The 12,930-nt window shown below is 47.0% G+C and carries 12 protein-coding genes; 9 read left to right on the top strand and 3 right to left on the bottom strand.

Features of this window, described 5'->3' with window-relative positions; translation table 11 throughout:
- Positions 1-305 precede the first annotated feature (305 nt).
- Complete coding sequence (locus tag D0S45_18985; GenBank protein TIH12188.1) at positions 306-1,652, bottom strand: UDP-glucose/GDP-mannose dehydrogenase family protein; 1,347 nt, start codon at positions 1,650-1,652, stop codon at positions 306-308.
- A 274-nt stretch (positions 1,653-1,926) separates the two neighbouring features.
- On the opposite strand from D0S45_18985, the gene D0S45_18980 reads away from it, so the two are divergent.
- The 8 genes from D0S45_18980 to D0S45_18945 all read left to right on the top strand — a co-directional run bounded on the left by D0S45_18980 (position 1,927) and on the right by D0S45_18945 (position 9,365).
- Positions 1,927-2,652 carry a pyridoxine 5'-phosphate synthase gene (locus tag D0S45_18980; GenBank protein TIH12187.1) on the top strand — a complete coding sequence of 242 codons (726 nt, stop codon included), beginning with the start codon at positions 1,927-1,929 and terminating at the stop codon, positions 2,650-2,652.
- A gap of 3 nt (positions 2,653-2,655) precedes the next feature.
- Positions 2,656-3,030, top strand: a complete 375-nt coding sequence (locus D0S45_18975; protein TIH12186.1) for a holo-[acyl-carrier-protein] synthase — start codon at positions 2,656-2,658, stop codon at positions 3,028-3,030.
- 153 nt (positions 3,031-3,183) lie between these two features.
- Positions 3,184-4,719: an NAD(P)H-hydrate dehydratase gene (locus D0S45_18970; protein TIH12185.1), complete on the top strand. Its 1,536-nt coding sequence runs from the start codon at positions 3,184-3,186 to the stop codon at positions 4,717-4,719.
- A complete protein-coding gene (locus D0S45_18965; GenBank protein TIH12184.1) occupies positions 4,713-5,162 on the top strand; it encodes a CBS domain-containing protein in 450 nt (149 codons plus the stop codon). The genes D0S45_18970 and D0S45_18965 overlap by 7 nt, the downstream gene beginning before the upstream one ends.
- A 2-nt stretch (positions 5,163-5,164) precedes the next feature.
- Positions 5,165-5,659: a tRNA (adenosine(37)-N6)-threonylcarbamoyltransferase complex ATPase subunit type 1 TsaE gene (gene tsaE, locus D0S45_18960; GenBank protein ID TIH12183.1), complete on the top strand. Its 495-nt coding sequence runs from the start codon at positions 5,165-5,167 to the stop codon at positions 5,657-5,659.
- Positions 5,660-5,697: 38 nt separating this feature from the next.
- Complete coding sequence (locus tag D0S45_18955; GenBank protein ID TIH12182.1) at positions 5,698-6,936, top strand: aspartate kinase; 1,239 nt, start codon at positions 5,698-5,700, stop codon at positions 6,934-6,936.
- Between the two features lie 3 nt (positions 6,937-6,939).
- Entirely contained in the window at positions 6,940-8,541 is a 1,602-nt protein-coding gene (locus tag D0S45_18950; GenBank protein TIH12181.1) for a citramalate synthase, read from the top strand.
- Positions 8,526-9,365 (top strand): MBL fold metallo-hydrolase, encoded by an 840-nt coding sequence (locus D0S45_18945; GenBank protein ID TIH12180.1) that lies wholly within the window; start codon positions 8,526-8,528, stop codon positions 9,363-9,365. Before D0S45_18950 ends, D0S45_18945 begins: the two co-directional genes overlap by 16 nt.
- An 81-nt stretch (positions 9,366-9,446) precedes the next feature.
- Here the strand turns inward: D0S45_18945 and D0S45_18940 are convergent, their stop codons facing one another.
- Together D0S45_18940 and D0S45_18935 are read right to left on the bottom strand one after the other, a co-directional pair.
- Positions 9,447-11,678, bottom strand: coding sequence for a DUF3536 domain-containing protein (locus D0S45_18940; GenBank protein ID TIH12179.1), 2,232 nt, complete (start codon positions 11,676-11,678; stop codon positions 9,447-9,449).
- 187 nt (positions 11,679-11,865) lie between these two features.
- Positions 11,866-12,285 (bottom strand): hypothetical protein, encoded by a 420-nt coding sequence (locus tag D0S45_18935; protein ID TIH12178.1) that lies wholly within the window; start codon positions 12,283-12,285, stop codon positions 11,866-11,868.
- A 222-nt stretch (positions 12,286-12,507) separates the two neighbouring features.
- On the opposite strand from D0S45_18935, the gene D0S45_18930 reads away from it, so the two are divergent.
- Complete coding sequence (locus D0S45_18930; GenBank protein ID TIH12177.1) at positions 12,508-12,768, top strand: DUF493 domain-containing protein; 261 nt, start codon at positions 12,508-12,510, stop codon at positions 12,766-12,768.
- Positions 12,769-12,930 lie beyond the last annotated feature (162 nt).

Here is a 12,930-nt window from a genome sequence, read left to right as displayed (position 1 = left end):
TTCGTTATATGAATAGCCTAGATCGGTGACGAGCTTGACGGCAGACTTCCTAAATTCTTCTGAATACTCTCGGTTACTCATGACTGTCTCTCCATGAGCTGACCTTAACCTCTCGAAGACTGTCCGTCATCTATAGGGCACTTCACCTGATTGAAAATCAGCAGACCACACCAATTCTCCCCTGCTCACCTTCTACTCACCTTTCCACCAAAAAAAAGTCCCTCTCGCAAAAGCGAGAGGGACTTTTCCCATATCCACAAACCCGTTCCATCTAGAACGGACAATTCTTATCTTATTCGTAAAGGCTAACCTTCAGCACCTACCGGACGGCGACCGACGCTGAAGTAAGCGAAGCCGCAGCTTCCCAGATATGCAGGATCATAAAGGTTTCTGCCGTCAAAAACCAACGGAGCCTGAAGGGAATCTTTAACCTTGTCGAAATCCGGGTTCCTGAACTGGTTCCAGTCAGTTACAACCGCAAGGGCATCCGCGCCTTCGAGCACTTCATACTGGTTGTGGACAATCTCCACCAGATCATTATCACGCAGAATTTCTTCCGCTTTTTTGTATGCAACAGGATCAAAAGCTTTGATTTTCATACCAGCGGCAGTAAGCTCTGAAATGATGGAAAGAGCGGAAGATTCACGCATATCATCGGTGTTAGCTTTGAATGCAAGCCCCCACAATGCAAGGGTTTTACCTTTTACTCCACCTTGAGCTTCAAAGTAATCCAGAATTTTTGAGGAAAGCATTTTTTTCTGACGATTGTTGACGGCATCAACAGCCTCAATAAGCTCAGGCTGTGCGCCTACTTCCTTGGCTGTGTTGATCAGGGCTTTCACATCTTTAGGAAAGCATGATCCGCCGTATCCTACACCGGGATAAATGAAGTAGTAGCCAATGCGATGGTCAGAGCCGATACCGAGACGTACTTCACGTACGTTTGCGCCGACCCTTTCGCAGATTCCGGCCATTTCGTTAATAAAAGAAATTTTAGTGGCCAGCATGCAGTTAGCCGCATATTTGGTCATCTCAGCACTTCTGGTGCCCATGAAAATAAGTTTTTCACGGCTGCGGGCGTAAGGTGCGTACAGAGTTTCAAACTCTTTGCGGGTTTCTTCATTTTCAGTACCCACAACAACCCGGTCAGGCTTCATGAAATCGCTTACAGCATCCCCTTCCTTAAGAAATTCAGGATTGGAAGCAACATCAAAATCAATATCCAGACCGCGTTTATCAAGTTCTTCTTTAATGGTAGCACGGACTTTGTCAGCGGTTCCCACCGGAACTGTAGATTTGTCGACCACGATCTTAGGCTCGGTCATATTCTGACCAATCTGGCTGGCAACAGTTTCCACGTAGCTCAAGTCACAACTGCCATCGGAACCGCAGGGAGTCCCTACGCAGATGAAAACGAACTTGGCTTTTTCAAGTCCCTCTTTAAGATCGGTGGTAAAGAAAAGTCTTTTATCTTCATAGTTACGCTTAACAAGGACATCAAGACCGGGCTCGAAAATATGAACCTGGCCCTGCTTGAGGGTTTCAACAACATCAGGATTAACATCCACGCACCAGACGTGGTTACCCATTTCAGCAAAACATGCTGCGCTGACCAGACCCACATATCCGGTCCCTACAATACAAATGTTCATTAGCTGTTCTCTCGTTTATTTATAGCGTTTTATTTTTTATAATTAGCTGGCATAATATTCATTGCCGGACTGACGTTTGATTGATCCTAGTGCGGATAACGCCTTTATGTTTTTAATGTCAACTCTTCGCGGTTACAAAGATATGACGGTTGCCATCAAAGTCCATTAACTATATTGTGCTGTTAGCAAGCCGAAAACCGCTTTCAGCTTCATTTAAATATAATAAAAAAACGACTTCTTAAATTAAGAAATAATTTTACCGGAGGATATAATCATGCCCTTCTTATGCGTCAATGTTGACCATGTTGCCACTATCAGGCAGGCCCGCCATGGAATCGAACCTGACCCCGTCACCGCTGCCGCTATGTGCGAACTGGCCGGTGCAGTCGGTATCATCATGCACCTGCGTGAAGACCGCCGTCACGTTCAGGACCGCGATATCGATATGATTAGCAGGACCATTCAGACTGACTTTCATTTTGAAATGGCCGCCACTGCGGAAATGCAGCAAATTGCCCTGCGCATCGATCCTGCTACCGTCTGCCTTGTACCTGAAAAACGCGAAGAGCTGACCACTGAAGGCGGTCTCAACTGCATCGGTCAGGAAAAACGTCTCACAGAATATCTTGCCCCACTACATGAAAAAGGAATCGGCTCCAGCTTGTTCATCGATGCCGACCCCGACCAAATCAAAGCAGCCAAGGCCATCGGTGCAGAGTATGTTGAAATCCACACCGGACATTTTGCAGATGCCCCTACACGCGCCGAACAGAAAGCCGAACTTGCTCGTATCATTGACGGCATCAAGATGTCTCAGGATCTCGGACTCAAAGTTAATCTCGGCCACGGACTGAACTATGTGAATATCCTCGATTTCGCAGACGTTCCCGGCATCATCGAGTATTCCATCGGCCATTCCATCATGTCCCGCGCCATTTACGTGGGCATTGATCGCGCAGTCCGCGATATGGTTGAAATAATTAGAACCTTTGCTGATTAATCCATGATCATCGGACTTGGAATTGATATAACTGAACTTGACCGCATAAAGCGTTCGCTGGATAAATACGGCCAACGCTTTACGGAAAAGATCCTTACCCCAAAAGAGCTGGAACTGCTTCCGGCAAAGAATCCAGTGCCCTACGTTGCCGCTCGATTCGCAGCAAAGGAAGCAGCAGTCAAAGCCCTTGGGACCGGATTCGCCGAGGGCATAACTTTCCATACAATTGAGATAACCCGTATGGAGTCCGGTGCACCGCAGCTTAATTTTCTAGGAAAAGCCCTTGAACGTAGCCAAGCCATGGGTGTTCAAGGAATTCATATTTCCATTACTCATGGCAGAGACACCGCAGCCGCCGTGGTAGTTTTAGAAAAATAAGAATCCCAAAACCTTTCATTAAGGCTTCGCCGTTTGTATATTTGAAAGTTGTCATAGCGAGCTATATGCGAAGCTTATTAACAGTTTTTGAAGAGTCCAGAGAAACTTTTTTTAAAAAGTTTCTCTGGCCCTCGGAGAGCCCCCGGAGGGATCATGCTTTCACCGCTTCCTACCCCGTCTGAAATTTCTAATTGGGACAAAATCACCATCAATGAAATCGGCATCAAGGGCGAGATCTTGATGGAAAACGCCGGACGCGAGGCTGTTTTCGCCCTGCTTAAAGGCTATGGCGATGTTTACGGCAAAAAGATCCTGATCATCGCCGGATCAGGCAATAATGGCGGCGACGGCTTTGTCATGGGCCGCATGCTGGCAGATATGGGTGCGGAAGTTCTGATCCTGCATACAGCTCCCAAGAGCAAGTATAAAGGTGATGCGGCTTACATGCTGAAGATTGCCGCACGGTTGGGCGTGAACATGAAATTTTTCCGGGCCACGGAAAAAGTAATCCTGCCGGAAGCTGATATCATTATTGATGGGCTGCTCGGTACCGGATTTTCCGGGGAACTGCGGCCTTTTGCCCATGCAATCGTGGACGCAATCAATGCGGCGCAAAACAGCTTTATTTTTGCGGTGGATATTCCTTCCGGCCTGAACGGACTGACCGGCATTCCTCAACCTGTTGCTGTCCGGGCGCATATGACCGTAACTTTTGAGGAAGCCAAAATCGGCCTTGCCTTACCGCAGGCGGATGAATACACTGGCATATTAGTGGTCACTCACATCGGCATTCCAGAAGAGGTTAAATACAAGCATCCAGCCACGCACCAGCTGATCAGCGATAACGTGCTTAATTTTCTTCCCTCACCCTCACCGGACATGCATAAGGGAAGTTCCGGCCATGTATTGTTGGTGGGAGCCTCCAAAGGACTGACCGGAGCGTTGCATCTAGCGGGTATCTCCGCTCTACGTGCCGGTGCCGGATTGGTAACCATGGCCTGCCCGGACGGACTTGCTTCCGAGGTGAAGGCCGGCAAGCCTGAATTGATGACTAAAGGGCTTGGTTCCGGCGATCAGTGGAATGATCAGATGATCGCGGAACTGCTCCCGGAACTTGATAAATATGACGCATTGGTCATTGGTCCGGGTCTTGGACGCGATAAAGGCGCGCTCGATCTGGTGGAAGCGGTGATCAAAAACGGGCATCCTCCGGCTGTATATGATGCTGACGCTCTTTACGCTTTGGCTGAACGCCCTGAGTTGCTGGAATCAATCGCTGAAAATTCCATTCTAACTCCGCATCCCGGAGAAATGGCCCGGCTGATTAACAGCACCATTCCCGAAGTGGAAGCGGACCGCATCAACACAGCCCGCGACTTCGCAACGGCATGCAAAACCCTGCTGGTTCTCAAAGGAGCAGGTACCGTAATCGGCTGCCCGGATGGACAAGTTATGATCTCTCCCCTTTCCGCACCGAACCTTGCAGCAGCAGGGTCCGGGGACATTCTCGCCGGTATGGGAGGTGCTTTGCTGGCAAAAGGAATTCCTGCTATGCAAAGCGCGTGTATCGGGGTATACTGGCATGGACTGGCAGGACAGTATCTGACTGAAAAATTTCCGTATCGAGGCAACATCGCAACTGAAATAGCTGACGTGCTCCCCCAAGTGCTCAAGGAGGAATTATGCTGAAAGCCAAAGACATTATGACATCCGGTGCCCTGACCCTCGAACCGGAAAACGACGTGGCAACCGCTGCCAAGCTTATGCTTGAAAAACACCTGAACGGACTCCCGGTTGTTGACCGGGACGGAAAGCTGGTTGGGGTTATCTGCCAGAGCGATCTTGTGGCGCAGCAGAAATCCATTTCCATGCCTTCCCTGTTCACCATTCTGGACGGATTCATTTCCTTCTCCTCCAATGAGGAACTTGAGCGTGAAGTGAACAAAATCGCGGCCACCAAGGTGGAACATGCCATGACACCTAATCCCATAACTATCGATCCTGACACAGGTATCGAAAAAATTGCCGATCTCATGGTCGAGAAAAAATTCTACACCCTGCCTGTGGTGGAAGAAGGCAAGCTCGTCGGAGTAGTTGGCAAAGAAGACGTTTTAAAGGTTTTAGCTAAATAAAAATGAGTAATGATAAACTGATCATCAATCTGCCGGATGTGGAGGCGACCTTGAAGCTCGGCTCCACTCTGGCTTCTTTTTTTCTAGAAACGAAGAAACTGGTTCCTATTTTTCTTAATGGCGACCTTGGAGCAGGAAAAACAACTTTTGTTCGAGCACTGGTAGAATCTTTTCCAGATGCGCAAAACGCAGAAGTAAGCAGCCCTAGCTTCAATATTCTTAATATTTATCCCACAAAACCGCAGGTTAATCATTTTGATCTCTATAGATTGGAAGGTCAGACTCCTGATGATGACTTCTTTGATCTGCTAAGTGATAAAAAAACTTTGACAGTTGTAGAGTGGATTCAGTATCTGAATATGGAATTCTGGCCTGAAAACGCATTGCTCTTCACTTGGACCCCTGCCGCATCCGGCAGAATAATAGAATTGACCCTACATGGTTCAGCGACCTCCCTCTATGAAGAGCTGGCCTCACTTCTCAAGTCATTCCAATAACATCCGTTGAACTAATGTGGTAAGGAGATAATGTTCAAATGAACATCGTAGTACAGAAATTCGGTGGAACCTCGGTCAGGAACCTCGAATGCATGAAGCAAGTACTGGAAAAAGTCATGGTGCCTTACGAAAAAGGCAACAAAGTTATCGTAGTCCTATCCGCAATGGCCGGTGAAACAAACCGGTTAATTGATCTGGCCTATGAATGGTCCGAAAATCCTGATCTCGCGGAAATGGACTCTTTGGTCTCTACCGGGGAACAGGTTTCCGTGGCCCTGTTTTCCATGCTTCTGAATGATCGTGGAATCAAAGCCCGCTCACTGCTCGGCTTTCAGATTCCCATTAAAACAGACACAAATTATTCGCGTGCCCGTATCCTTGATATTGATCGCGATAAAATTGAAGAAATGCTGCAAGAGCATGATATTCTAGTCATGGCCGGTTTTCAGGGCTGCGACCTGAATAAGCGAATTACCACCCTTGGCCGCGGCGGTTCCGACACTTCCGCAGTTGCCATGGCCGCGGCTATCGAAGCTGATGTCTGTGAAATTTTTACTGATGTTCCGGGCGTATTCACTACTGACCCCAACATCTGCTCCCAAGCCCGTAAACTGGACCACGTCTCCTATGACGAGATGCTCGAAATGGCCAGCATGGGTGCGAAAGTACTACAGATTCGTTCGGTTGAATTTGCTAAAAAATATAATGTTAAAGTTCATGTCCGCTCTACTTTCAGCGATGAGATCGGTACATACGTCACTCAGGAGGATAAAAATATGGAATCAGTACTTGTTTCCGGAATTGCATATGATAAAGATCAGGCCCGTGTAACCCTATCCAAAGTTGAGGATAAACCGGGCGTTTCTGCAACTCTTTTCACCCCTCTTGCTGAAGAAGGCGTTCTGGTAGATATGATCGTCCAGAACCCCAGCCGTGACGGCCGTACCGACATGACTTTTACCATCCCCAGAGGGGACCTGAATAAGACCCTTGAGATCATTGATACCATCAAAGAATCCATGGGAGCGCAGGACGTGCTTTACGATCAGCATGTTTGCAAAGTTTCCGTTATCGGCGTCGGAATGCGCAACCACTCCGGTGTTGCATCCAAGGCATTTCAGGCACTGCGTGACGAAAACATCAACATCCTGATGATCAGCACATCCGAAATTAAAATTACCTGTCTAATTGAAGAAAAATATACTGAACTGGCCATAAGAACGCTCCACAACACGTTCGGTCTCGATAAGCAAGGGTCCGATGAAAACTCACTTTAGCCAATGAAACAAATAAAAATATACGACACCACCCTGCGTGACGGCACACAATCCGAAGAAATAAACTTAAGCGTACAAGATAAGGTGCGCATTACCCGCAAGCTGGACGACCTCGGCGTACATTACGTCGAGGGCGGCTGGCCCGGGTCCAATGCCACAGACAAGGAATTCTTTCAGGAAATCCAAAACTACGCCCTTAAAAACTGCAAAGTTTCCGCATTCGGTTCAACCCACATGAACCGCCTTACCCCTGAAAATGACCCCAACCTTGCAGCCCTGATTGAATCCGGGGCCAAGGCCATGTCCATTTTCGGGAAAACATGGGACTTTCATGCCACCAGCGCGCTTGGTGTCAAGCTTGAAAGAAATATCGAGTTGATCAGCAACAGCATCGGCTACCTGCGCCCGCATGTGGAAGAACTGTTCTTTGATGCCGAACACTTCTTTGACGGCTTTAAAGCCAACCCGGAATTCACTATAAACTGCCTCAAGGCAGCCCATGAAGCCGGGGCCGATGTTCTCGTCCTCTGTGATACCAACGGCGGCTCCATGCCTGAAGAAGTTGCTGAAGCATGCAAGGTAGTGCAGGAAAAAATCCCCGGTTGCAGTATCGGCATCCATGCCCATAACGACTGCGAACTGGCCGTGGCCAACTCCCTTACAGCAGTAAACAACGGTGCAATCCAGATTCAAGGGACCATGAACGGATATGGCGAGAGATGCGGTAATGCCAACCTCTGCTCTATCATCCCCAACCTTGAACTCAAGCTGGATTACGAAACCATCGGTAAGGACAAACTGGCCAAGCTCAAGGAAGCCTCCACTTACATCACGGAAATCGCCAACCTGCGTCCGTTCCTGCGCCAGCCCTTTGTAGGACAGGCCGCATTTGCGCATAAAGGCGGAATACACGTCAGTGCAGTGCTCAAGGACTCCACCAGCTACGAACACATTGATCCTCTGCTGGTCGGTAATGACCGCCGAGTTCTGCTCTCTGATCTTTCAGGTAAGAGCAATGTTCTCTACAAAGCTAAGCAGTACGGCTACGAGCTTGATAAAGATGATCCTGCGGTACAGACCATTTTGGCTGACATTAAAGAACGTGAATCCATTGGATTTGAATATTCTGCGGCTGAAGCTTCTTTTGAATTGCTTTTCTTCAAGGCTATGGGATGGTCCAAACGTTACTTTGAATTTATCAACTTCTTTGTTGTAGATGCAAAACGCAAAAACGATCAGGAACCATTCTCCGAAGCAACTGTCATCGTTAAGGTCCATGGACAGGAAAACCACACCGCCGCATCCGGCGATGGTCCGGTCAACGCCCTTGATAAAGCACTGCGTAAGGCCCTAGAGCCTTTTTATCCGTCTTTGAAAGATGTTCGTTTACAGGACTTTAAGGTAAGAGTATTGTCCGGAGCAGTACGTCAAGCAGCGGGAACAAGTTCAAACGTCCGCCTGCTTATTGAATCCACTGACGGCAAAAGCCAGTGGACCACCATGGGTGTCAGCCACAACATCATTGAAGCGAGTTGGCAGGCCCTTGTGGACTCCATCAACTACAAGCTCTTCAAGGATGATCCTCAAAAATGGCCATCACTATAACAGGACAATACACCGAACCGTGCAAGATCTCCGTTCTTTGTGACAATGAATCTCTGAGTGACGATCTCGGTAAGGAATGGGGGCTTTCCATGGCCCTTGAGCTACCAGGGGATGACCTCTGGCTTTGGGATTGCAGCGCAAGCGAGCTTTTCCTGAAAAATGCTACCACAATGAATATTGAGGTCAGCAAAGCCAAGGGTCTAGCTCTCAGCCATGGTCACTGGGATCATACAGGAGGCATGGACGCACTCATGGAAGCAGATTTCATGGGCCCTGTTTATGCTCACCCGGATTTTGCCGCTAAACGGTATTCCAAAAATGATGACGGCACAGCCAAAGACGCCTCGTTTCCCTGCGAATATCCGGGAACAATCATTGTTCGCGATGAGGTGGAACTGGCTGACGGACTGTTCATGATCACAGAAATTCCCCGTCGTAATGGTTTGTTCGAAGCAACCAACGGGCTGTTTCTGGATCAGGAAATGACTGAGGTCGATCATATCCCTGATGACGCTTTCATGCTGCTCATGAGTAATTCAGGCCCGATAGTGGTACTTGGCTGCTGCCATAGCGGTTTGGCTAATTCGCTCTACCATATGCGCGACCTGACCGGAATTGATTCTGTTCATGCTATTCTCGGCGGCCTGCACCTGTATAGTGCCGACAAGGCTGAATATGAAAATACCGCCAAGGTAATTGAAGAATTCAACCCCAAGATGGTCTCCCCCGGACATTGTACCGGAAAAGACGGCTACGAATTCCTGAAGCAAAGGCTTTCCTGCGAAGTGGTACCCATGGGTTCCGGTTCGTATTATGAATTCTGATCAGCATCTTTCATGAAATATATCCAATAAAAAAGGTCCGTTGACGTAATCAACGGACCTTTTTTTACTTACATATGGTATTTACAAATCAAAACCGATCATTTTTGCAAGTCCCGGATCATTCTCACCCGTCAGTACTTTATCCCAATAGCAATTCTGGAGTTTCCACAGATCCACTGGCAGCTCAACTTTGCGCGCCCTTTCAACGACGCCACGGATACTATCCCAAAAAGTAAGGTCATTATGCAACATTATGCAGAGCTGCTTAGCCAGCTGCTCAATAAAATAATCAAGGTCAGGATGGTCGCGCCCGACTTCTTTCATAAAATTAAGGGAGTCTTCACCGACATTGTCACCGGAAAAGATATAACTCCATGTCAAACCGGCCCACAATTTACGCCAATGCGGTGCCCAAGTCTGAGAAGTCTGGTAATCTTCAAAATCATTAAAGAGAATAGGTCCACAACCGGTATTTAATATTTGGGACTCCCATGATTTATGGGCAAACCTGTTTACCCAAGTCAAAGACAGGGACTGTTTCTTTTTCCACGAAATTTCGGTCAGCGGATAATGCTCTATCTGACCACCGGGAAGGGAAACTTCAACTGATCCGGTAAGAACCCGCTCTCCCTTTTCCCACTTCCAAGTATATTCCTTCACTTCCGACTCGAACTGCCAGCGAATTTCAGCTTCTCCGCGCGACATAACCAGAGAACTGTCATTAACCCTAATAAAGACCGATACACCGGGCCAATCAATACGCCCTTCTTCTCCGGGTAAGGGAAAAACACCTTCCACATACAGACGGGCCAAAGCCTGCCCGATAAGACTGCCCGGAGTTTCACTTTGGGGTTTAATTTTGCTGCTCCACAGGTCAATGGTCGATCCGTAACGATCTTCGTTAGACCTTGCCTCCCCGGCTATGGAAAGAAATTTTTCCTCCATGCCTATCAATCCGGTCTCCTGTGCAATTTCAATTGCCCTTAAGGCAAACCCCATATTGTTTACCGGCTCGAGACGGGCCAGATCATCAAAAAACCAACCGCAACTGGCAAAAGCTGAAAGCGCCCATTTCTGCATGGAAAGCAACTTCCAACCCATGTCAGCTTCAGCACTCTTTTTAGCAACCTTAAAGTTCTTCTTGAAGAAATCATCTTCAGAAACCAATCCACTCAAGACTGTTCCGTAATCAATCAAAGCAACACGGGAATCCTTAAAAATTTTATCACCGTAATTGAAATAATGAGCATTCATCAAGGTTTTGATGGCATCAAACCCTTCACGCAAAGGTCTACGCCATTGCTGATTCCAGTCCGGATGCCCTCCGGTACAACAACCGCAATCAGCGCGCCAACGCTCAACTCCATGATAGCAACTCCATGAGGAGTCTTCACGAATTTTAACCTTGCGGGTAGGAGGATTTTGCTCAAGGTAGGCCCCGTAATTAAGCAATGAAACTCCATCCCGCTTTTCAATTGCCTGAGAGAGTACGTAGGCAAGAGCCATCTCGCCAAATTCAACATGGTGCCCGTAGGTCTCACCATCTGTACCTATAGAGAGAAGCCCCTCTGCGGAAGCTCCGGAAAGTTTGTTCCAGAAATCATCACCATTTTTGAGCAAACCTTCAAATGCAATAGCCTGCGAAAGGCCACCATCATAAAAGAAAACTGAAATAGTCCTACCCGAGGGAAGTTCAACCAGATATGGCTCTTTAATATTGATGGAATATTCATCCACCTCCTGCCAATGATCTGTCCCAAGTTCAGCAATTGCTTCAGCCTGTCGCGGAGCTAGTAAGGTAAATGCAATGTCATGATCAGCCAGAATTTCAAGCGTTTCGATATTGCACGCAGTTTCGGAAAGCCACATCCCTTCCGGTTCCCGCTTAAAACGGGACTCGAAGTCAGCGATAGCCCACGAAACTTCAGCATCTCGGTCAAGATCTGAAGCAAGAGGCATGATCACATGATGGTAAATCTGGGCAATAGCATTACCATGCCCCCAACGCTTAAGGCTCAGGGCGTCCCCTTCAAGTATCTTGGCATAAAGCTCCGGTTCGGACCGTTCAATCCAACGGAACAGGGTCGGCCCCACATTGAAGCTCATCCATTCATAGCAGTTGATTATATCAAAAATGCCCTCGCTGCCCATACGTCTGGCCCATGCCAGTGGAGCATAGCTTTCACGGCAAATCCGCTCATTCCAATGCCGGAACGGTGCTGCGCTTCCTTCAGGAAAAATCATATCCAACCAAGGATCTTCACGAGGGGGCTGATAAAAATGACCGTGTATACATAAAAATTTGCCTGACATATGGATTCCTCACTGCTTGAGTCTAATTTTGAGCATACTAACTCAATAGATTTATTAAATCCAACACAAACAGCCATTATAACAACAAACGAACTGACTCTGCCCAAAAAATAGAAACGGAACTGCCCGCGCATGCAAGCAGTTCCGTTTCAAGGTGTATATTAAGGACTGAAAAATGAATAGGTATCTAACTGAAAAGCCTTATTAAAGGCTTTGATTCCTTCTTAGGTCTACTTTTATGAATTACATTACCGGTGGGCATTTTTACGAACATATTCTGGCAGGAGTAACACTCCCAATGCTTTGATCTTTCCTGAAGCCTGATCAGGACTCCATCACGATCATAGCAAACCTGACAATAAGGACCGGTTTTCTCGCTTTCCTCATCTATCCAGTACTTCTGTCCGTCAAACTCCATGCATTCGGCAAGGTCCAGAATTTCGGCAACCTCTTTAATCTGAGACCTCAATTCCTTATTTTCCTCATACATATTAAGATAATCTTCCTGAATGATTCGCAGTAGACTTTCCGCATCGCGGTCACGCCCATCATTAAACAATTCAAGAACTTTCCTGAAATTTGTTGCGTGTAGATTTTTTTTACTCATTTTTACGCCCTATCCTTCTGTACTATTTTAAGAACACCTGCATACTATATCGACATCGTATAGATTTCCTTTAGGGATGAGGTAAAAACTTTTTTCACACCATTGACAGCACCATATACGATCCATATATCAACAATGCCCGACAAGCGGTGCAGAATTCATCCCGCTGTCAATTTAAAAGTATTAAAACATGATATTTCAGATAAATATAAGGAGATAACCATGGAAAAATCCATAGAACAGTTTAAAGCAACCCTTGACGAACATCACACCTGGCCCTGCGATTACACTTTTAAATTCATCGTCCCCAGCAAGTCTCTGGATGAACTTAAATCCATGATTGACGGCTTCCCCTACACTGAAAGAGATTCCAAGACAGGCAAATACACCAGCGTAACCGTGTGCATCCATGCCAACAGTTCCGATGTAATCTTGAATATCTACGAGAAAGCAGCCACTATTGAAGGACTCATTTCTCTCTAAATAATGAAGCAACTCCGGGTTGACTTCCATCAAGCCTTGTTTAAAGATGACGCCGCTCATTTTTGAGCTTTTTTTATTTTTCGAGTTTACGCCAGAATGGCTGTTTAATTATCCACAGCACATCGAAATTTGTTCATATTGTTGATAACAAGCAGAAATAAC

The sequence above is a fragment of the Marinifilum sp. JC120 genome, from assembly GCA_004923195.1.
Taxonomy (GTDB): domain Bacteria; phylum Desulfobacterota; class Desulfovibrionia; order Desulfovibrionales; family Desulfovibrionaceae; genus Maridesulfovibrio.
The sequence above is the reverse complement of the archived record's forward strand: the minus strand, read 5'-3'. Positions and strand labels throughout refer to the sequence as shown.

Excerpts from the sequence above, each read along its gene's own strand:
- D0S45_18985 (TIH12188.1), bottom strand. The coding sequence starts at position 1,652 with ATGAACATTTGTATTGTAGGGACCGGATATGTGGGTCTGGTCAGCGCA.
- D0S45_18980 (TIH12187.1), top strand. The coding sequence starts at position 1,927 with ATGCCCTTCTTATGCGTCAATGTTGACCATGTTGCCACTATCAGGCAG.
- D0S45_18975 (TIH12186.1), top strand. The coding sequence starts at position 2,656 with ATGATCATCGGACTTGGAATTGATATAACTGAACTTGACCGCATAAAG.
- D0S45_18970 (TIH12185.1), top strand. The coding sequence starts at position 3,184 with ATGCTTTCACCGCTTCCTACCCCGTCTGAAATTTCTAATTGGGACAAA.
- D0S45_18965 (TIH12184.1), top strand. The coding sequence starts at position 4,713 with ATGCTGAAAGCCAAAGACATTATGACATCCGGTGCCCTGACCCTCGAA.
- tsaE (TIH12183.1), top strand. The coding sequence starts at position 5,165 with ATGAGTAATGATAAACTGATCATCAATCTGCCGGATGTGGAGGCGACC.
- D0S45_18955 (TIH12182.1), top strand. The coding sequence starts at position 5,698 with ATGAACATCGTAGTACAGAAATTCGGTGGAACCTCGGTCAGGAACCTC.
- D0S45_18950 (TIH12181.1), top strand. The coding sequence starts at position 6,940 with ATGAAACAAATAAAAATATACGACACCACCCTGCGTGACGGCACACAA.
- D0S45_18945 (TIH12180.1), top strand. The coding sequence starts at position 8,526 with ATGGCCATCACTATAACAGGACAATACACCGAACCGTGCAAGATCTCC.
- D0S45_18940 (TIH12179.1), bottom strand. The coding sequence starts at position 11,678 with ATGTCAGGCAAATTTTTATGTATACACGGTCATTTTTATCAGCCCCCT.
- D0S45_18935 (TIH12178.1), bottom strand. The coding sequence starts at position 12,285 with ATGAGTAAAAAAAATCTACACGCAACAAATTTCAGGAAAGTTCTTGAA.
- D0S45_18930 (TIH12177.1), top strand. The coding sequence starts at position 12,508 with ATGGAAAAATCCATAGAACAGTTTAAAGCAACCCTTGACGAACATCAC.